Raw genomic sequence first — 16,454 nt, forward strand, 5'->3', positions numbered from 1 at the left:
CAGGGGGTCAATTACCTAATTTTCAGGGAAAAAGTCCCGGAATTTTCCCCCCAATCACTCCAAAGGTCGGCACTTTTTGAGGGAAAACAAGTCTAAAAACCCTATCCAACAAGGTTTTTAGATTTATTCAGCAAACCCTAAATAATCAGTTTTTAATAACCAGATTTATAAAGAGGATAGGAAAGTGAGGATTGAGAAGTGGCAAGTGGCAAGTGGGTTTTTAAAGTTTGATCGGGAGTCAATCATACCATTAAAAACGGATTTAGTAAGTAGCTAGACACAATTAAATGCACATATTTAACTACCTCTTGCCTCTTGCCTATCCTAACCAAGAAGTTAATTTTGCCCTATTACTTATCAGTTCCCATCTGTTGCCCCTAAGCTTTCTGTTCCTGTTTAGATTTATGTAGGGGATCCATATAAATCTCTAAGCGCTTAAATACCACAGAGGAAAGGGTAGTTAAAACCAAATAAACTAAAGCAACGGCTATATAAATCTCGAAAGCTTTATAGGTAGTGGCTACCATTAACTGACCTTGCCGGAATAACTCTTCAAAACCGATTACTGCCGCTAAACTGGTATCTTTAATTAGGGTGATAAATTCATTCCCCAAGGGTGGCAACATCCGGCGAAAAGCTTGGGGAAAAATCACCTCGTGCATGGTTTGCACTGGGGACATTCCTAGACTAGAACAAGCTTCCCATTGACCATTATCGATCGATTGAATACCGCCGCGCATAATTTCAGCTAAATAGGCCGCCACATTTAAACTTAGGGCAAATAGGGCCGCCGGTAAACGATCTAAGTCGATATTTAAGCCAATTTCTCGGAACAACCCTGGCAAACCAAAATAGATCAAGAATAATTGCACCAGCATCGGTGTTCCCCGAAAGAAATCCACATAGATGCGGCAAATTATTTTTAACCATTTGTAGGGAGAAATCAGGGCAATGGCCACTAAAGTTCCGCCGATTAACCCGAACAGAAAAGACAGAACTGTTAACAAAATTGTCCAGGGAACCCCTTTCACAATCAGGTTATAGAATAATTCTCCCCAGTTAAAACTTGATTCCTGTAAATTATTTAAAGCTGGGGCAACTAAGGGTAATTCGGGCGGTTTTTCTCCAAACCATTGCCTAAAAATAGCATCGTACCGACCACTTTCTATGACTCGACCGAGAGCATCATTAATTAACTGGAGATAGGGGGAATTTTTGGGTAAAGCAATCCCGTAGAATTCCTCCGTTAATAATTCTCCGACTACTTTTACTCCCCGTAAACCCGCTTGTTTAATTGCATACAAAGTCACGGGTTTATCGTTAACTACCGCCTCAACTCGACCATTAATTAATTCCTGCAAAGCTAAAGCCGCCGAGTCAAATTGACTAACTGTTGCCCCCGGTATTTTTGTCGCTTCTAAGGCTCCCGTAGTGCCAATTTGGACGGCAATTCTTTTGCCTTTTAAGTCTTCAAAATTTTTAATCGTCTTATTATCTTCCCGAACAGCGATCGCTAAACCAGCCCTAAAATAAGGTCGAGAAAAAGAAATCGCTTGGGCGCGTTCGGCGGTGATAGTCATGCCACTAATAGCGGCTTCCACTGTTCTCGCTTGTAGAGCCGGAATAATGCCATCAAAGGGTAAATTTCTAAAGTCAATGTTGAGATCGGCTTCCTTGCCAATCGCCCGCATTAAATCGATATCAAACCCAGTTAATTGTCCCCCTTGTTGGAATTCAAAGGGCGGAAAAGTCGCTTCCGTTGCTACTCGAAAAGGATTAGGAGGGGTCTGAGAAAAAGCCGGAATAACAGTTAATCCGAGCGCCAAGACTAATCCTAACAAGGCAAAGATAACTCTCTGTACCGCCCGCCCTCGCCAAAATTTAATCATTTTTTAATTGTTTCTCCTTGATTTTTTCGCTCAACTAAGTTAGTAATTTCGTCCTACTTCCCACCCAAGACAGATGTAGAGAGACTATTTGAGTATTATGATTATTCCTCTTGATAAAATGTCGTCAAGGATACAATCTGGCAGAAACTAATCTCGATACCTTTGTACAGACAGAATGTAAAATTTTTTACGAGAGGATATCATGACCACTACTACCCCTGTGATTGTCAGTGAAGGTTTACGCAAAAGTTACGGCTCTTTAGAGGTACTTAAAGGAGTTACAGGCACTCTTTATCAAGGGGATGTGGTATCGGTAATCGGTCCCTCTGGCTGCGGCAAAAGTACCTTTTTACGCTGTCTCAATCGTTTGGAAACAATTAACGGTGGCCGCTTGGAGGTGATGGGGATTGACATCTCTTCCCCGAAGTTAAATCAATCGGTCCTCCGCAACTTACGCAGCCGGGTAAGTATGGTGTTTCAACACTTTAATCTTTTTCCCCATCTCACCGTTTTACAAAACTTGGTGTTGGCCCCCAAGCAGGTGTTACACCACTCGGAAAATGAGGCTAAAGAGACCGCAATTCATTATCTGGAAAAGGTGGGATTGGCCCCAAAAGCCGATGTTTATCCCGACCAATTATCGGGAGGACAAAAACAACGGGTGGCGATCGCTCGCAGTCTCTGCATGAAACCAGAGGTGATTTTATTTGATGAACCCACTTCGGCCCTGGATCCGGAATTAGTCGGGGAAGTGTTAAACGTTATGCGTCAATTGGCCGATGAGGGGATGACTATGGTAGTCGTCACCCACGAAATGCAGTTCGCTAAGGAGGTCTCTAACAAGGTTTTGTTCTTTAATCAAGGTGTCATCGAAGAAGCAGGTGATCCCGACACCTTCTTTAATCATCCCCACAGCGAGCGCCTACAAGCCTTTTTAAGTCGCATCAATAGTAATTAGGGTTTGCTCAATTCAGTATTCAGGAGACAGGAGACAGGAGACAGGAGACAGGAGACAGGAGACAGCTTTTTTCTCCCCACACCCTACACCCCACACCCTACACCCCACTTCCCCACTTCCCCAACAATTGTAAAGAAATGTTACAATTATGCTGTTATGACAGCTTACCATCTTGACAGGAGGGAAAGACAGTGGTTATAGTAAGGACACATACCCGGGTAAACCAATTTAGTGATATGCAAGACAAGCAAAAAGTCACACTGTACCTTCCCCCTGGAGTCCATCGTCAACTAAAAATAAGAGCCGCCATCGATGAAGAATCGATGTCAGGGCTGGTGGAGAAAGCGATCGCTTTCTACCTAAAATACCCCGAAAAGGTAGAAGAAATCGAAGCCGCCGCCTATGGCAAAACCTATCAGGTTCATGTCTGTCCCGAGTGTGATGCCGCCTTAGTGATGAAAGAAGATCGGCTAAGGTCAATCAAACGCCAGCCCGGAATAGTCGGCGACGAGTTCCCGCTCGAAGTTCCCGAACCCGTTGGCGCTCAAGGAACCGCAGAGGGAGAAGCAGCCTTAGTTCCCTGCTAAACTCTCGGTAGCCGAACAAGGCATCTACAGCCATCAGCCGCCCAAGGTCAAAACCGTTACCACAAATAGGGTCGATGTTATGAAAGAAGAGCTAGAAATTCTCGTCAAGGCTCAGTATCCCCTGATTTACCTCGTCACCTCCGAGGAGGAAAGGGCGGAAGAAGCCATCAGCAAAATAGCCCAACTAAATACACAACATCGACGGGTGTTTGTCTGGACTGTCACCCACGGCATGATCGAACTAGGTCAACCGCGCCAAACCAGTCAACATAATACCGTGTCGCCAGAAGCGGCGATCGAATGGGTAGTGCGTCAACGGGAAGCGGGCATCTACATCTTTAAAGACCTGCATCCGTTCATCACTTCTGCTCCGGTGACTCGCTGGTTAAGAGATGCGATCGCAAGCTTTAAAGGAACCGAAAAAATCATTATTTTAATGTCTCCCCTGCAAGAAGTCCCCATAGAACTAGAGAAAGACGTAGTAGTTCTAGATTTTCCCCTGCCGGACATGGGAGAGTTAGATACAGTTCTCTCGCAACACCTAGGCAAAAATCAAAATCGTCGTACCACCACAGAGGTCCGGGAAAAACTCCTGAAAGCGGCCTTAGGCTTAACCAAAGATGAAGCCGAAAAAGTTTACCGCAAAGCCCATGTAAAAGCGAACAAATTGACGGAAGACGAGGTAGAAATCGTCCTTTCCGAGAAAAAACAACTGATTCGCCGCAACGGAATTTTAGAATACGTTGAAGAAGACGAGACCATCAACGCCGTCGGTGGTCTGGAAGAATTAAAAAAATGGTTAAAACAGCGATCGAACGCCTTTACAGAAAGAGCCAGAGGTTACGGACTCCCGCAACCGAAAGGAATGCTAATTTTAGGAGTACCCGGCTGTGGTAAGTCCTTAATCGCTAAAACCACCTCGCGCCTCTGGAGTTTACCGCTCCTGCGCTTAGATATGGGACGGGTTTACGATGGTTCCATGGTGGGACGGTCTGAGGCTAACCTGCGTAATGCCCTAAAAACTGCCGAATCCATCTCTCCGGCCATTCTTTTCATCGATGAATTAGATAAAGCTTTTGCCGGTGGCACGGGATCCGCCGATTCCGATGGGGGAACCTCTAGCCGCATCTTCGGCTCCTTCCTGACTTGGATGCAGGAAAAAACCTCGCCCGTCTTCGTCATGGCCACAGCTAACCGGATTGAACGGCTACCCGGGGAATTTCTCCGCAAGGGGCGCTTCGATGAAATCTTCTTTGTCGATTTGCCCAATTCCGAAGAAAGACAAGATATCTTTAATATTCACCTGACTAAACGACGCTCCGACATTTCTCGCTTCGATTTGGAGCAGTTAGCCAAGGTATCCGATGGGTTTTCCGGTGCGGAAATAGAACAGGCGCTGATTGCCGCCATGTATGAGGCCTTCGCCCAAGATCGCGAATTCACGCAATTGGACATTATTGCGGCGATTAAGGCGACTCTGCCCCTATCTCGCACCATGACCGAACAGGTGACGGCCCTGCGTGATTGGGCCAGACAACGCGCCCGACCTGCTTCGGCCTCCGTCGCTGAGTACCAGCGATTGGAGTTCTAACAGACTTTCGCCCGCTCCCAACGGGATGAAAGGCTAGTTCTCAGGGACTAGCAATGCCTCGAAAAGCCGCTTGGCGGCACTCTTTAACTCTCAATCTGTTGTTGTTGATTCTTATCTACAAAGAGGAAATTCCAATGTCTCATTTTAGCACTCTCCGGACCAAAATCACCGATGCCGAAATCCTCAAAGCTTCTCTCCGCGACCTCGGTATTAGCGTAAAAACCGAAGCTGATGTTCGTGGTTACAACGGTCAACGGGTTCGCTCCGACATCGTTGCTGTTCTCGATGGCGAATATGATCTCGGTTGGTCTCGCAACACCGACGGCAGTTTCGATTTAATCGCTGACCTCTGGGGTGTAGCCAAAAAACACAATCAAACCGAATTGATCAACTCGATCAACCAAAAATACGCTGTGAACAAAACCCTATCCGAAGTGAAACAGCGCGGTCTGCAAAACGCTAACGTTAAGCTAGTCGTTCAAAGCTAAGATTTACAGCGCGTTCCCAAGCCTAGGGGTTGACCAGTTCGGTTAACCCTTTTTTCTGTCTGTGGGGTATGTTAAGAATAGTAAAATTAACTTGACAAAAATGCTCCGACCCGAAGAAAGAACTAAACTCGATCCGACGAAAGACAGCGATTTTTATGCTTTTCCCCGCTTTGTCACCCACGTGGATGAGGGTTTTATCGATCGATTAACCGCTCTCTACCGAGAGATATTATCGCCGAATACGCGCATTTTAGACCTGATGAGCAGCTGGGTGTCCCATTTACCGGAGGAGATGGAATTTGAGCATATCGAAGGTCACGGGATGAATGGGGAGGAGTTAGCCAAAAATCCCCGCTTGCATAGTTATTTTGTCCAAGACCTGAATGCACAGCCAAAATTGCCCCTAGAGGATAGTTCTTTTGATGCGGTGTTAATCACAGTATCGGTGCAGTATTTGCAGTATCCAGAGGCGATTTTTGCGGAACTGTATCGCATTTTAAAGCCTAATGGTCTGGTGGTGGTCAGTTTTTCCAATCGGATGTTTTACCAAAAAGCGATCGCTGCTTGGCGCGATAATAGCGATTTAGGCCGGGTGGCCCTAGTGAAATCCTATTTTAAATCGGTGGCGGGATTTAGGGAAGTACAGGCGATCGTTCGTCCTGCTACTACCCCCAGTTTCCTGCAAATGTTAGGAATTATGGTTGCTGATCCCTTCTATGCAGTGATAGGAAAAAAAGAATCTTCTCTAGGATTATAGTCATCGTTTGAATTCTTAATCCCTAATGCTCGCCATCCAATGCCGACTCTGACTGACCAGATTTTTTCTCTTGGTTTCACCTCTTTGAACTCTAGGCTGGGGTGAAATGGATTTTCTTTCCAAATCTGGTAATTTTTCTTGGCTGTTTCTTGTACCCTTTGCGGCAAACTTAGAAAAAGTTGACGAAACCTCTTGGTTCTGGATGACTTCATTCTTCCCCAAAGCCTTTATCTTCTGTTCTCCCCTCTTGTTCTTCTATCAGAGCTTCCTGTGCCATTGTTATTAAAGCTCCCAATTCCAGATCCTCGTTGGAAAGGCTTTTCTGCCATTTTAATTCACCTTCAATATCTTCCAGCAATTGTTGAGCAAGTTCATCTTGAAGATGCTCTGGCAGTTTCTGGATTTCTGTGAATGCTTTTTGCAATAGAGTAGTCATGTTTTGTTCATGTTTTACGGGTATTGAACTATTTTACTACTTTTTCTACTCTTGCAATCTAACGGTTTAAGTTTGTCTAAGTAGGTGGGTGGAATTAAATATAAAATGAACGTAGGTTGGGTTGAAGCATGAAACCCAACGCCCGCATGGGTTACGCTACCGCTAACCCATCCTACAAATAATTGTGCCTACCTACTTATAGCTTTATTGTCAACGACTTTAGGGAATAACGGGCTTCAATAAAAGGGCTTCTGAGGGCTGCTCAAGCATTAATAAGCTGTTCGTAATTTAAATTGCTTGTTGAGACGAGGCAAGAGGCAACAGTAAAGGAATTGGAGGAGATTCGGCTAATCTAAGAATAAGCAGTTTAAATAGGGTTTGCTGAATAAATGTGAAATGTAGGCAAGGTAGGGGTTTTGTGGCTTTACGAGCGAAACAGGTGCAAGATTTTTGCGTCTTCATCGGCCCGCGTCCTGTAGGGGCGAAGCATTTGGGCATAACCTATCGGTGAAACCGGAGATTTTCTATCCGAATGCTTCGCCCGTACTTTTTGCCGCAAACCCTAAATATGTCTTAGCTTACCAGCGCGTCCGCTTCGCTCTAATCTCAATCCTGTTGTGGCAACGATATCAGAGTTTTGTTTTTTACTTTTTGAACAGTCAACCAAACATTTAAACCGTCCACAACTGCTGTTGCCGTTGTGCTAGAATGGCGAAAAATTCTCACAATTGATAATTATGTTAGCCGAATTAGCCGCCGCCGAAATCGCTAAAATCGCCTTTGAAGCTGTTATCGGTAAATTAACGGAAGGAGCAATGGATAAAGGTGTAGAATTGTGGCAAAAAATTAAGCAAAAGTTACAAAAGGAACCCGCCGCCACTCAGGTTTTAGCGGCAGCCGAACAAACTAAATCCGAGGCAATGATTGAACAGCAAGTGGTTCCTTTTTTACAGGTAGAAATGCTCAAAGACCCCAATTTTGCCCAAGAAATCCAAATCCTAGCACAACAAATTATGACAATTAATCAGAATCAAACAGAAACGAAAACTCAAATTGGTACACAAATAAACAAAGATATTAAACAACAATTGAACATTCAAGAATTTAAGGGTAATTTAAATCTAGGAATCCCTCCTGAATGACTGGCGGATCTGCACGCAAAAGCAGACGCAATAGAAAATAATCGCAGTAGTCAAAGGAGTATTTTCAAGGGAGGAGATGCTCGAAAAAGTCTCGTCCATTGGCAGGGAAGGGAGGAGGAAATCACCCAAATTAAGCAGTGGTTTACTGATCAAAATGTTGCGATGATTGGCATCAAAGGAGTTGGAGGAATTGGAAAATCTACCCTAGCCAGCAAAATTTTTGAGGAGAAAATTACCCTCGATCCTTCCCTAGTAGACGATGAAGATTTATTCCCAAAACGCTTTTGGTGGGAAGCGGGAAATCTGGGGGGATTTAGTGGTTTAGCTCGCCAATTCCTGACGGAATTTGGTTATCCCGTCCCCGAAAAAGAAATAGATTTACAGGAAGCTTTAATCAGACAATTGCAACGCCATCGCCACCTAATTATTATCGATAATCTAGAGAGTTTATTAGGGGAAGATGGTTCTTGGAATAATGAATTTTATCAGCAGTTTTTCACTGCTTGGATAGAAAAAGGTGACACTAGCAAAATTATAGTCACCACCAGAGAAAAGCCCAAAACTAGGGGTTTTAACCGTTGGATTGAGCTAAAAGGTTTGAAACCACCTGAAGGGGCGCAATTGTTAGCGGAATCGCAAATAACAGGGGATCTAGAGAACTTTTCTCGACGGGTGGATGGTCATCCATTACTCCTGCGATTGGTGGCGGATTTAATCTTAGCAGAATTTCCGCAAAACCCCAGTTTAGAAAGGTTAGCGGATTTAGGATTAGGAAATTTATCGCAACTTTTGAGCGATCCGCAGGTGGTGGGGAGTCATCGTCAAGAGACAGTGGGAATTGCTTTAGTTTTAGATGCTAGTTTTCAGCGACTTAGCCAAAGACAGCAAGAATTATTCACTAAAACCAGCATTTATCGCCGAGAATTTGATTCTCCAGCAGCCAAAGCGGTGATGGATAATTACCCAGAGATCGCACTGTCCGAGATCACGGCAGATCTGCGAGAATTACAGCGACGATCATTATTAGAAGAAAAAGAGGAAAATCGCCAGCGAATTTTTAGTTTTCAGCCTTTAGTTTGGGAATATGCACAATACAAAGCCGGCGATCAAAGGGAATTACACCAAAAAGCGATCGCCTATTATCTTTCTATTGCTAAACCCGACTCCTGGGAAATCCTCAACGATGTGCAACCTTACCTAGAAATTTTCTATCATCGCTATCAGTTAACCGAGTACGACAATGCTTTTGATATTCTCCGTGCTATCGATGATTTTCTCACCCTGGGGGGTTATTATCAAACCCTAGCCGATTATTACCTTGAATTAGTCACTGTTTACCAACAACAGGAGGATCAAACTAACTGGAAATATACCGCATCCCTCACCAGTTTAGGCAATGTTTACCAATCCCTAGGAGAATACCAAAAAGCGATCGAGTTTCATCAACAGTCTTTAGCGATCAAACGGGAAATCTCTGATATAACAGGAGAAGCTTATTCCTATCTAGGTTTGGGGAATGTTTACGATTCCCTAGGAGAATACCAAAAAGCGATCAAATTTTATCAACAGTCCTTAGAAATCTTTCAGGAAATGGGGTATATCATAGGAGAACCAAAGACTCTGTTTAATCTGGGACTTACCTACTATAAACTCGATCGTATATCGGAAGCGAAAGAAGCATTTCTTCAGTCGCGGGAATTATTTCAAGCATTGGGGTTAGCAGGATATGTTCAAAAGTGTGATCAGGAAATTCGGAGATTATAATTACCCAGTTGCGATCGAGTAAAAATTTGTTGCTTACCCCTTGACTTTTGCTTGTTTTAATGCTAGGAATTACCAGACTTGATTGCTTATCTCACCCGATTTTAAGCCAAAACTGGTTAAAAACCGCCATAACGTTCCTCTAACCAGGGATCACCTCGTCGATGGTAGCCATTACGTTCCCAGAAACCCGATTGCTCTCGATCGAGAAATTCTAAGCCATTAATCCATTTAGAACTTTTCCAAGCGTAGAGATGGGGGACAACTAAGCGCAGCGGACCACCGTGGTCGGGGGGTAAAGGTTGACCAAACAGTTGAAAAGCGAAAAAATTATCCTCGTGCAGGAATTCCTCTAGGGTCAGGTTAGTGGTATAACCGCCATAACAGTGTTGCATGACGTGGGTAGCTTCTGGCAGCAGGTCAATTAAGGTCATCAAATCCGATACCTTAATTCCCGTCCAAGTCACATCTAATTTTGACCAACGGGTGACACAGTGAAAATCCTTGGTAAATTCCCACTGCGGTAGGGCCATAAAATCCGACCAGTTAAAAGTTTTAGTCGTGGCCACCTTTCCCCAAACCTTGAATAACCATTCCTCGGTCTTGATTTGGGGAGTATCCCCGTAGGTAAGCACAGGAAAACCACTAGCGAGATATTGGCCCGGGGGAACTCGGTCTTGATCGGGAGATTCTGGTTTTTTAAAGAATTTGCCTAACATTAGTTGAGACTCACAACGAAAACCCTAAACAAATCTTAAAATATTAGGGAGCGAAAAGGTTTTCTCTACCTCACTCCCCACTATCAAGTTATTCCTCGTCTTCCCCTTCTTCTTCCTCTTTAGTGGGATAGACAAAGCTGTTAGAACGACCAGAAAGGACAGATTTACCCAAAGATAAGGCTTTTTGCGCTTCCCGAGCCGCTTGCTTTCTCCAGTGCGCTCTCCGTTGGTCGCGCTTGGCATTTGAGGTTTTCTTCTTGGGACAAGCCATAGTATTTTAACGATAGTTATAGACTCACAACCTTTCTATTCTACTCCCTATTTCCCTAATCGGCTCGCTCCCTTGTCCGATTCCCTCCCTCACTACTGCCCAAAATATTGATAAAAATTAATAATTATCATTGGCTTACCTATTTATGTTTAAAATCCTATATAGCTATGTAGTCAAGTAATTTCCATCATGGTAACTACCGTCGAACCTCCCTCCCAGAAAAAAGCTGTTCTGCGCGAAACTATCCTCACTCCTCGTTTTTACACCACCGATTTTGAGGCTGCCGCTAATTTTGACCTTTCTGAGCAAGAAACCGAAATCAAAGCGATGTTAGAGGAGATGCGTACCGATTATAACCGGCATCACTTTGAACGTCAGCAAGGATTTGAGAACTATCAAGACAATCTCGATGAAAAAACCAGAAATGCTTTTATAGATTACCTAGAACGCTCCTGTATCTCCGAATTTTCCGGCTTTTTGTTATTTAAGGAACTGTCACGACAACTAAAAAGCCGTAATCCCTTGTTAGGGGAGATATTTCATCTTATGGCTAGAGATGAGGCGCGCCATGCAGGATTTCTCAATAAAGCCATGGCTGACTTTAATATTTCCCTCGATCTAGCCAAAATTACTAAAACCCGCACCTACACCTTTTTCCCCCTTGAATGGGTATTATATACGGTCTATCTCTCCGAAAAAATCGGTTATTGGCGTTATATTCTCATTTATCGTCATTTAGAAGAACATCCCCAGTATAAATTTAATCCTCTTTTTAATTACTTCGAGAGTTGGTGTCAGGACGAAAATCGCCACGGAGATATCTTTAAAACCTTGCTGCGCGCTAAACCGGAATTGTGGAATAATTGGCGATCGAGATTATGGAGCCGTTTTTTCCTGCTTTCCGTCTTTGCTACCCATAGTTTAACTGTACGGGAACGCTCAGACTTTTATGATGCTTTAGGAATGGATGCGATCGCTTTTGATCAAGAGGTAATTCGTCAGACTAATAATACCTCCGCTCGCGCTTTTCCCACCATTTTAAATGTGGACCATCCCCAATTTTTCCCCCGTTTAAACCGTTGTGCCGAACGTAATTTACAATTAAAAGCGATCGATGAAAGTAGCGCTCCTCAATGGCTAAAAACATTGCGTAAGTTACCCTTGCAGCTAGGTATCGTCGGGGATCTCCTGCGATTGTATCTGATTAAACCCATAGATGCAGAAGCCACCAGAGAAATGGTACTTTAATCAGTTATCAGTTATCAGTTATCAGTTCACAGCAAAAAACTCCCCAATTTCCAATTCATAATTCATAATTCCCACACCCTACACCCCACACCCTACACCCCACACCCCACACCCTACACCCCACACCCTACACCCCACACCCTACACCCCACACCCTACTTCCCCACACCCCACACCCCACACCCCACACCCCACACCCCACACCCCCACTTCCCCAACTCCTTTAATCTTTCCTACGATTTTGGGTATCTCTAAAGATAGATAAACAGCTAAGGGATATCTATGTCACTGGAAGAAGGATTAAAATGTCTGCAGCTAAAGGATTACGCAAGGGCTGTAGAATTACTGGAAGAATATTGCCAACAGTCAGCTAATTTTCATTCTCCCTTATATATTCAAGCTAAAATGGCTCTTGTTCGGGCCTATCGCAGCAATAATCAACGGCAACAAGCGATCGCCTTAGCTCTGGAATTAGAAAATCATCTTGATCAGGAAGTTAGTCAGTGGGCCAAACGATTACTGACAATCTTTAGTGCTGAACAAAAAACCATTGGTATTGCCACTAATGGGGTCAAATTTCGATCGCTGCCCAAGGCAGCACGAGCAGCACGGGTAAGTGTCCGGTTATCCCAGACTATCCCCGAAAATAGACTTATTTTTGCTAAACTATTGACAATTACGGCTTTTTATGCTATAACTGCTTCTATTTTTTTTGTAATTACCCGTTTGCTCCTCATCCCTGCGGGGACGGGTGTAATTATTGCCTTGCTCTTGACCGGTTTCTTAGGCGGACTCATCCTTTTTATCGCCCCGAATCTAATTGATTGGATACAAAAACGTCTTTATCGAGTGCGTTGGGTGTCCTTAGCGGAAATTAAACGGTATAGCCCGGAATCGGCGGCGGTAATTGGGCGTGTATGCCGAGAAAAAGGGTTAAAACCGCCAAAACTAGGCATTATCGAAGACGGACAGCCCCTCGCTTTTACCTATGGCTCTCGACGGGGTAATGCTCGCTTAGTAGTTAGCAGAGGTTTATTTACCTATCTCGACGATGAGGAAGTAGCGACGGTATATGCTCATGAATTAGGGCATATTTGGCAGGGAGACTTTGCCCTGATGACTATCTGTGCTAGTTTCGACCATTTAAGCTGTTATCTCGATTCTTTTGCCCAAAATCAAGGTAATAATTTTCAAGACACAGTTTTTCTAGCCCTTCTCTCATCAATTATCACTATTTTTAGGCCAATTATTGTTTTTTGCTGTCTTTATCTGTCTCGTACTAGAGAATACTTCGCCGATCATTTTGCTGCCCAAGTTACTGGTAATCCCAATGCTTTGGCCCGCGCTTTAGTAAAAATTGCCTTTGGTTTAGTCCAAGAAACTGCCCAGTTTAGTCCCCTGTCATTCAGTACAAATGTATTAAATATTGCCCTGGAGCAGGATGCGATCATTGCCGGTAACGTTTATGGTATCGCATTGGAGTCTCGCCGGATCGGACAGAGTTTTCTCTGGGATATATATAACCCTTGGGCCAAATGGTTAGAGTTGCAATCTAATCATCCCCTGACTGGTGAAAGGATTCGCGCTTTAACTAACTATGCCCGACAGATGGATCTAGATATAGAATTTAGTCTGGGGAAATTATTACGCCAAGAAATGGAATTAGATTCCAAGAAACTCTCTCAAAACTTTTTTCTACGACTGTGTTTATATTATGCTTCGGGACTAGGCTTTATTATTGGGGTTGTCATAGCTGGTTTTCTTTGGCTGAAATTTAGCTCTTGGGGTGCATTGGGCCTAATTTTAGTCGGTGGGGGTTTGGGTATAATTATCAATCGATTAGCCAGTTATCCTCGTCTCAACAATGCTAGTTTCAGCGATATTTTTTCTTTAACTGATAATCCTTACAGTCATCCCCTCCCAGCTATCCCCGTCCGACTCCGCGGTGAGTTAATTGCTCAAGGAAAGAATTTCTTTCTTAAAGATAGCACCGGCATAATTCCCCTCGCTCCTAACTATCGTTTTGGTTTGTGGCATAAAATCAGGACTACTAACTCCCCCATGGCAGCAATAAATAATACATCTGTACGAGTTCTCGGTTGGTTTCGTCGCGATTTATCTCCTCGTCTGGAATGGAGTCAAATAACTCACTCTGGCGGAAATATTCGGTTTTATCCCCGTTTTTGGCCTTTGGTTAGCGGTTTTGGCTTATTAGTCTCCGGTTTAATTATCGCAGTCACATTTTAAGCATCGCAAAAAACTGCCACTTCATCCCTTTTCTAGTTTTAGGTACTTGCTTGGATAGTAGCCAATTTTTGAGCGGCAATCCCTAAAATCCTCAAGTCTCAGACCATGAAAACCCTTCATAATTAAGATAGTCGCCAGATAAGTCTAGAAGTATAGCAAAATGTCTAACGAAACTGTCACCTATTCCCTAGAAGCTGTCTTGACCAGGATTGAAAGTAAAATCGACAAAATCGATGAACGTCTCACAAAATTAGAAATCGGACAGGCCGAATTCAAAGCAGAGTTAAAAGGAGATATTAAAGTATTAGACGAGAAAATCGAGGGATTAACGGTACGGGTTGGTTATCAGGAATTTACCAACCGGGGGATTCTGATAGCTTTGGTGGTTGCTGTCTTGGGAGGTGCTGCTAAACTTTTTGGTTTTTTCCCTAATCCCTAAAAGTGGCTCCTAGGCAAGGCTAGAGGCCTTATGATCATAATAAATGGCCGCTCAAAAACCCGAAAACCCCATAGGAGTATAGCAAATGTCTAACGAAACTGTCACCTATTCCCTAGAATCAGTCCTTAAGGAAATTAAAGACAGCATCAAAGAAGTCAACCAGAAAATCGATACCCTGCAAAAAGATGTCAATCAGAAAATCGACTCCCTTGAAACACGGATGGATGAGAGATTTGACAAGGTAGAAGACCGGCTCACCAAAGTAGAAATCGGACAGGCCGAACTCAAGGGAGAGTTAAAAGGCGATATTAAAGTATTAGACGAGAAAATCGAGGGATTAACGGTACGGGTTGGTTATCAGGAATTTACCAACCGGGGGATTCTGATAGCTTTGGTGGTTGCTGTCTTGGGAGGTGCCGCTAAACTTTTTGGTTTTTTCCCCAATCCCTAAAAGTGGCTCCTAGAAAAGGTTACAGCCCTTAGGATTATAAGAAATGGCCGCTCAAAAACTCAAAAATCTATAGGAGTATAGCAAAATGTCTAACGAAACTGTAACTTATTCCCTAGAGTCCGTCCTGACCAGGATTGAGAGTAAAATCGACTCCCTGGAAAAACGGATGGATGAGAAAATCGACTCCCTTGAAAAACGGATGGATGAGAAAATCGACTCCCTTGAAAAACGGATGAATGAGAGATTTGACAAGGTAGATGAGAGATTTGACAAGGTAGATGAGAGATTTGACAAGGTAGAAGACCGGTTGACGAAACTGGAGATAGGCCAAGCTGATTTAAAAGGCGATATTAAAGTATTAGACGAGAAAGTCGAGGGATTAACGGTACGGGTTGGTTATCAGGAGTTCACCAACCGGGGGATTCTGATAGCTTTGGTGGTTGCTGTCTTGGGAGGTGCTGCTAAACTTTTTGGTTTTTTCCCCAATCCCTAGAACTGGCTCCTAGGCAAGGCTAGAGGCCTTATGATCATAATAAATGGCCGCTCAAAAACCCGAAAACCCCATAGGAGTATAGCAAAATGTCTAACGAAACTGTCACCTATTCCCTAGAAGCTGTCCTAACTAGGATTGAGAGTAAAATCGACTCCCTGGAAAAACGGATGGATGAGAAAATCGACTCCCTTGAAAAACGGATGAATGACAGATTTGACAAGGTAGATGAGAGATTTGACAAGGTAGATGAGAGATTTGACAAGGTGGAGGACCGGTTGACGAAACTGGAGATAGGCCAAGCTGATTTAAAAGGCGATATTAAAGTATTAGATGAGAAAGTCGAGGGATTAACGGTACGGGTTGCTTATCAGGAGTTCACCAACCGGGGGATTCTGATAGCTTTGGTGGTTGCTGTCTTGGGAGGTGCCGCTAAACTTTTCGGTTTTTTCCCCAATCCCTAGAAGTTACCCCCGATACTTAAACCTAACCTGAAATGGAGAATTAGGGTTTTGGGGAATTAGGGTTTTGGGGATTTTGGGGTTTTTAGTAGCCATTTATCGGCATTATTAGTCATGATGACAATCAGTCCTAAAACCTCATTATACTGACCATAAAGTTTTCTACCAGTCTCAATATCTAAATATTGGCATTTAACAGCAAATTTTAACCATACTTGGCTTTCTGCTGCTTCTGCTTCCGCATCATTTAATCTCAGCAAAAATGAACCCTTATATCGTCTTCTACGCCATGCCTCTGCTAAATTAGCACAGACAGAACGAGAAGAACGTCGAATTTGGTCAATTAATGAATATTTTTCCGACCCAGGAAACTTTTTAGATAGGGTCTGCTGAAAAAGTTTTTCCTAGGGGCAGGGTGTAGGGTGTGGGGTGTGGGGTGTGGGGTTTTACCCATTTTCATCGGGTAAATTACCTAATTTTCAGGGAAAAAGTCCCGGAATTTTCCCCCCGACCACTCCC

At 43.7% G+C, this 16,454-nt stretch carries 20 protein-coding genes; 13 read left to right on the plus strand and 7 right to left on the minus strand.

Annotated features, from left to right (window positions below; genetic code table 11):
- Positions 1 to 377: 377 nt before the first annotated feature.
- The gene (locus tag O9295_RS00605; protein WP_287971399.1) at positions 378 to 1,889 is read right to left on the minus strand and encodes an ABC transporter permease subunit; all 1,512 of its coding nucleotides are present in this window, start codon (positions 1,887 to 1,889) and stop codon (positions 378 to 380) included.
- A gap of 202 nt (positions 1,890 to 2,091) precedes the next feature.
- Between O9295_RS00605 and O9295_RS00610 the strand changes: the two genes are divergently transcribed.
- From O9295_RS00610 to O9295_RS00630, 5 genes are all read left to right on the plus strand, one after another.
- Positions 2,092 to 2,847: an amino acid ABC transporter ATP-binding protein gene (locus tag O9295_RS00610; protein ID WP_002756916.1), complete on the plus strand. Its 756-nt coding sequence runs from the start codon at positions 2,092 to 2,094 to the stop codon at positions 2,845 to 2,847.
- 236 nt (positions 2,848 to 3,083) lie between these two features.
- Complete coding sequence (locus tag O9295_RS00615; RefSeq protein WP_012265766.1) at positions 3,084 to 3,434, plus strand: slr0373 family blue light stress response protein; 351 nt, start codon at positions 3,084 to 3,086, stop codon at positions 3,432 to 3,434.
- A 79-nt stretch (positions 3,435 to 3,513) separates the two neighbouring features.
- Positions 3,514 to 5,025, plus strand: a complete 1,512-nt coding sequence (ycf46, locus tag O9295_RS00620; RefSeq protein WP_061430126.1) for a stress-responsive protein Ycf46 — start codon at positions 3,514 to 3,516, stop codon at positions 5,023 to 5,025.
- Between the two features lie 134 nt (positions 5,026 to 5,159).
- Positions 5,160 to 5,513: a DUF1257 domain-containing protein gene (locus O9295_RS00625; protein WP_002731874.1), complete on the plus strand. Its 354-nt coding sequence runs from the start codon at positions 5,160 to 5,162 to the stop codon at positions 5,511 to 5,513.
- 100 nt (positions 5,514 to 5,613) lie between these two features.
- Positions 5,614 to 6,270 carry a class I SAM-dependent methyltransferase gene (locus O9295_RS00630; RefSeq protein ID WP_052277277.1) on the plus strand — a complete coding sequence of 219 codons (657 nt, stop codon included), beginning with the start codon at positions 5,614 to 5,616 and terminating at the stop codon, positions 6,268 to 6,270.
- On the opposite strand, the gene O9295_RS27220 is transcribed toward O9295_RS00630, so the two are convergent.
- From O9295_RS27220 to O9295_RS00640, 3 genes are all read right to left on the minus strand, one after another.
- Complete coding sequence (locus O9295_RS27220; protein ID WP_061430124.1) at positions 6,228 to 6,482, minus strand: hypothetical protein; 255 nt, start codon at positions 6,480 to 6,482, stop codon at positions 6,228 to 6,230. The two genes, O9295_RS00630 and O9295_RS27220, sit on opposite strands and share 43 nt — an antisense overlap.
- Positions 6,479 to 6,706 carry a hypothetical protein gene (locus O9295_RS00635; RefSeq protein ID WP_002756907.1) on the minus strand — a complete coding sequence of 76 codons (228 nt, stop codon included), beginning with the start codon at positions 6,704 to 6,706 and terminating at the stop codon, positions 6,479 to 6,481. Before O9295_RS00635 ends, O9295_RS27220 begins: the two co-directional genes overlap by 4 nt.
- A gap of 288 nt (positions 6,707 to 6,994) precedes the next feature.
- Positions 6,995 to 7,168: a hypothetical protein gene (locus tag O9295_RS00640; protein ID WP_155120225.1), complete on the minus strand. Its 174-nt coding sequence runs from the start codon at positions 7,166 to 7,168 to the stop codon at positions 6,995 to 6,997.
- Between the two features lie 275 nt (positions 7,169 to 7,443).
- Here O9295_RS00640 and O9295_RS00645 point away from each other — a divergent pair, with 275 nt between their 5' ends.
- The gene (locus O9295_RS00645; RefSeq protein ID WP_288030928.1) at positions 7,444 to 7,848 is read left to right on the plus strand and encodes a hypothetical protein; all 405 of its coding nucleotides are present in this window, start codon (positions 7,444 to 7,446) and stop codon (positions 7,846 to 7,848) included.
- A gap of 162 nt (positions 7,849 to 8,010) precedes the next feature.
- Positions 8,011 to 9,612 (plus strand): tetratricopeptide repeat protein, encoded by a 1,602-nt coding sequence (locus O9295_RS00650; protein ID WP_502846482.1) that lies wholly within the window; start codon positions 8,011 to 8,013, stop codon positions 9,610 to 9,612.
- 116 nt (positions 9,613 to 9,728) lie between these two features.
- Here O9295_RS00650 and O9295_RS00655 read toward each other — a convergent pair whose 3' ends face one another.
- Both O9295_RS00655 and rpmF read right to left on the minus strand, forming a co-directional pair.
- Positions 9,729 to 10,328 (minus strand): sulfite oxidase-like oxidoreductase, encoded by a 600-nt coding sequence (locus tag O9295_RS00655; protein WP_287970036.1) that lies wholly within the window; start codon positions 10,326 to 10,328, stop codon positions 9,729 to 9,731.
- An 88-nt stretch (positions 10,329 to 10,416) separates the two neighbouring features.
- Positions 10,417 to 10,599 (minus strand): 50S ribosomal protein L32, encoded by a 183-nt coding sequence (gene rpmF, locus O9295_RS00660; RefSeq protein ID WP_002742494.1) that lies wholly within the window; start codon positions 10,597 to 10,599, stop codon positions 10,417 to 10,419.
- Between the two features lie 189 nt (positions 10,600 to 10,788).
- Here rpmF and acsF point away from each other — a divergent pair, with 189 nt between their 5' ends.
- From acsF to O9295_RS00690, 6 genes are all read left to right on the plus strand, one after another.
- A complete protein-coding gene (gene acsF / locus O9295_RS00665) occupies positions 10,789 to 11,847 on the plus strand; it encodes a magnesium-protoporphyrin IX monomethyl ester (oxidative) cyclase (protein WP_288030931.1) in 1,059 nt (352 codons plus the stop codon).
- Positions 11,848 to 12,129: 282 nt separating this feature from the next.
- Complete coding sequence (locus tag O9295_RS00670; protein ID WP_288030934.1) at positions 12,130 to 14,094, plus strand: M48 family metalloprotease; 1,965 nt, start codon at positions 12,130 to 12,132, stop codon at positions 14,092 to 14,094.
- 160 nt (positions 14,095 to 14,254) lie between these two features.
- The gene (locus O9295_RS00675) at positions 14,255 to 14,533 is read left to right on the plus strand and encodes a DUF4164 domain-containing protein (RefSeq protein WP_079209870.1); all 279 of its coding nucleotides are present in this window, start codon (positions 14,255 to 14,257) and stop codon (positions 14,531 to 14,533) included.
- Between the two features lie 85 nt (positions 14,534 to 14,618).
- Positions 14,619 to 14,984, plus strand: a complete 366-nt coding sequence (locus tag O9295_RS00680) for a DUF4164 family protein (RefSeq protein ID WP_288030937.1) — start codon at positions 14,619 to 14,621, stop codon at positions 14,982 to 14,984.
- An 85-nt stretch (positions 14,985 to 15,069) separates the two neighbouring features.
- Positions 15,070 to 15,477: a DUF4164 domain-containing protein gene (locus O9295_RS00685; protein WP_288030940.1), complete on the plus strand. Its 408-nt coding sequence runs from the start codon at positions 15,070 to 15,072 to the stop codon at positions 15,475 to 15,477.
- 86 nt (positions 15,478 to 15,563) lie between these two features.
- Entirely contained in the window at positions 15,564 to 15,938 is a 375-nt protein-coding gene (locus tag O9295_RS00690; RefSeq protein WP_288030942.1) for a DUF4164 domain-containing protein, read from the plus strand.
- Positions 15,939 to 15,994: 56 nt separating this feature from the next.
- Here O9295_RS00690 and O9295_RS00695 read toward each other — a convergent pair whose 3' ends face one another.
- Positions 15,995 to 16,279, minus strand: a complete 285-nt coding sequence (locus tag O9295_RS00695) for a four helix bundle protein (RefSeq protein ID WP_502846483.1) — start codon at positions 16,277 to 16,279, stop codon at positions 15,995 to 15,997.
- Positions 16,280 to 16,454: the final 175 nt, after the last annotated feature.

The sequence above is a fragment of the Microcystis sp. LE18-22.4A genome (assembly GCF_027531105.1).
GTDB lineage: Bacteria > Cyanobacteriota > Cyanobacteriia > Cyanobacteriales > Microcystaceae > Microcystis > Microcystis aeruginosa.

Excerpts from the sequence above, each read along its gene's own strand:
- rpmF (WP_002742494.1), bottom strand. The coding sequence starts at position 10,599 with ATGGCTTGTCCCAAGAAGAAAACCTCAAATGCCAAGCGCGACCAACGG.
- O9295_RS27220 (WP_061430124.1), bottom strand. The coding sequence starts at position 6,482 with ATGAAGTCATCCAGAACCAAGAGGTTTCGTCAACTTTTTCTAAGTTTG.
- O9295_RS00690 (WP_288030942.1), top strand. The coding sequence starts at position 15,564 with ATGTCTAACGAAACTGTCACCTATTCCCTAGAAGCTGTCCTAACTAGG.
- O9295_RS00610 (WP_002756916.1), top strand. The coding sequence starts at position 2,092 with ATGACCACTACTACCCCTGTGATTGTCAGTGAAGGTTTACGCAAAAGT.
- O9295_RS00605 (WP_287971399.1), bottom strand. The coding sequence starts at position 1,889 with ATGATTAAATTTTGGCGAGGGCGGGCGGTACAGAGAGTTATCTTTGCC.
- acsF (WP_288030931.1), top strand. The coding sequence starts at position 10,789 with ATGGTAACTACCGTCGAACCTCCCTCCCAGAAAAAAGCTGTTCTGCGC.
- O9295_RS00685 (WP_288030940.1), top strand. The coding sequence starts at position 15,070 with ATGTCTAACGAAACTGTAACTTATTCCCTAGAGTCCGTCCTGACCAGG.
- O9295_RS00645 (WP_288030928.1), top strand. The coding sequence starts at position 7,444 with ATGTTAGCCGAATTAGCCGCCGCCGAAATCGCTAAAATCGCCTTTGAA.
- ycf46 (WP_061430126.1), top strand. The coding sequence starts at position 3,514 with ATGAAAGAAGAGCTAGAAATTCTCGTCAAGGCTCAGTATCCCCTGATT.
- O9295_RS00640 (WP_155120225.1), bottom strand. The coding sequence starts at position 7,168 with ATGAAGACGCAAAAATCTTGCACCTGTTTCGCTCGTAAAGCCACAAAA.
- O9295_RS00615 (WP_012265766.1), top strand. The coding sequence starts at position 3,084 with ATGCAAGACAAGCAAAAAGTCACACTGTACCTTCCCCCTGGAGTCCAT.
- O9295_RS00655 (WP_287970036.1), bottom strand. The coding sequence starts at position 10,328 with ATGTTAGGCAAATTCTTTAAAAAACCAGAATCTCCCGATCAAGACCGA.
- O9295_RS00670 (WP_288030934.1), top strand. The coding sequence starts at position 12,130 with ATGTCACTGGAAGAAGGATTAAAATGTCTGCAGCTAAAGGATTACGCA.
- O9295_RS00680 (WP_288030937.1), top strand. The coding sequence starts at position 14,619 with ATGTCTAACGAAACTGTCACCTATTCCCTAGAATCAGTCCTTAAGGAA.
- O9295_RS00635 (WP_002756907.1), bottom strand. The coding sequence starts at position 6,706 with ATGACTACTCTATTGCAAAAAGCATTCACAGAAATCCAGAAACTGCCA.
- O9295_RS00650 (WP_502846482.1), top strand. The coding sequence starts at position 8,011 with ATGATTGGCATCAAAGGAGTTGGAGGAATTGGAAAATCTACCCTAGCC.
- O9295_RS00675 (WP_079209870.1), top strand. The coding sequence starts at position 14,255 with ATGTCTAACGAAACTGTCACCTATTCCCTAGAAGCTGTCTTGACCAGG.
- O9295_RS00625 (WP_002731874.1), top strand. The coding sequence starts at position 5,160 with ATGTCTCATTTTAGCACTCTCCGGACCAAAATCACCGATGCCGAAATC.
- O9295_RS00630 (WP_052277277.1), top strand. The coding sequence starts at position 5,614 with ATGCTCCGACCCGAAGAAAGAACTAAACTCGATCCGACGAAAGACAGC.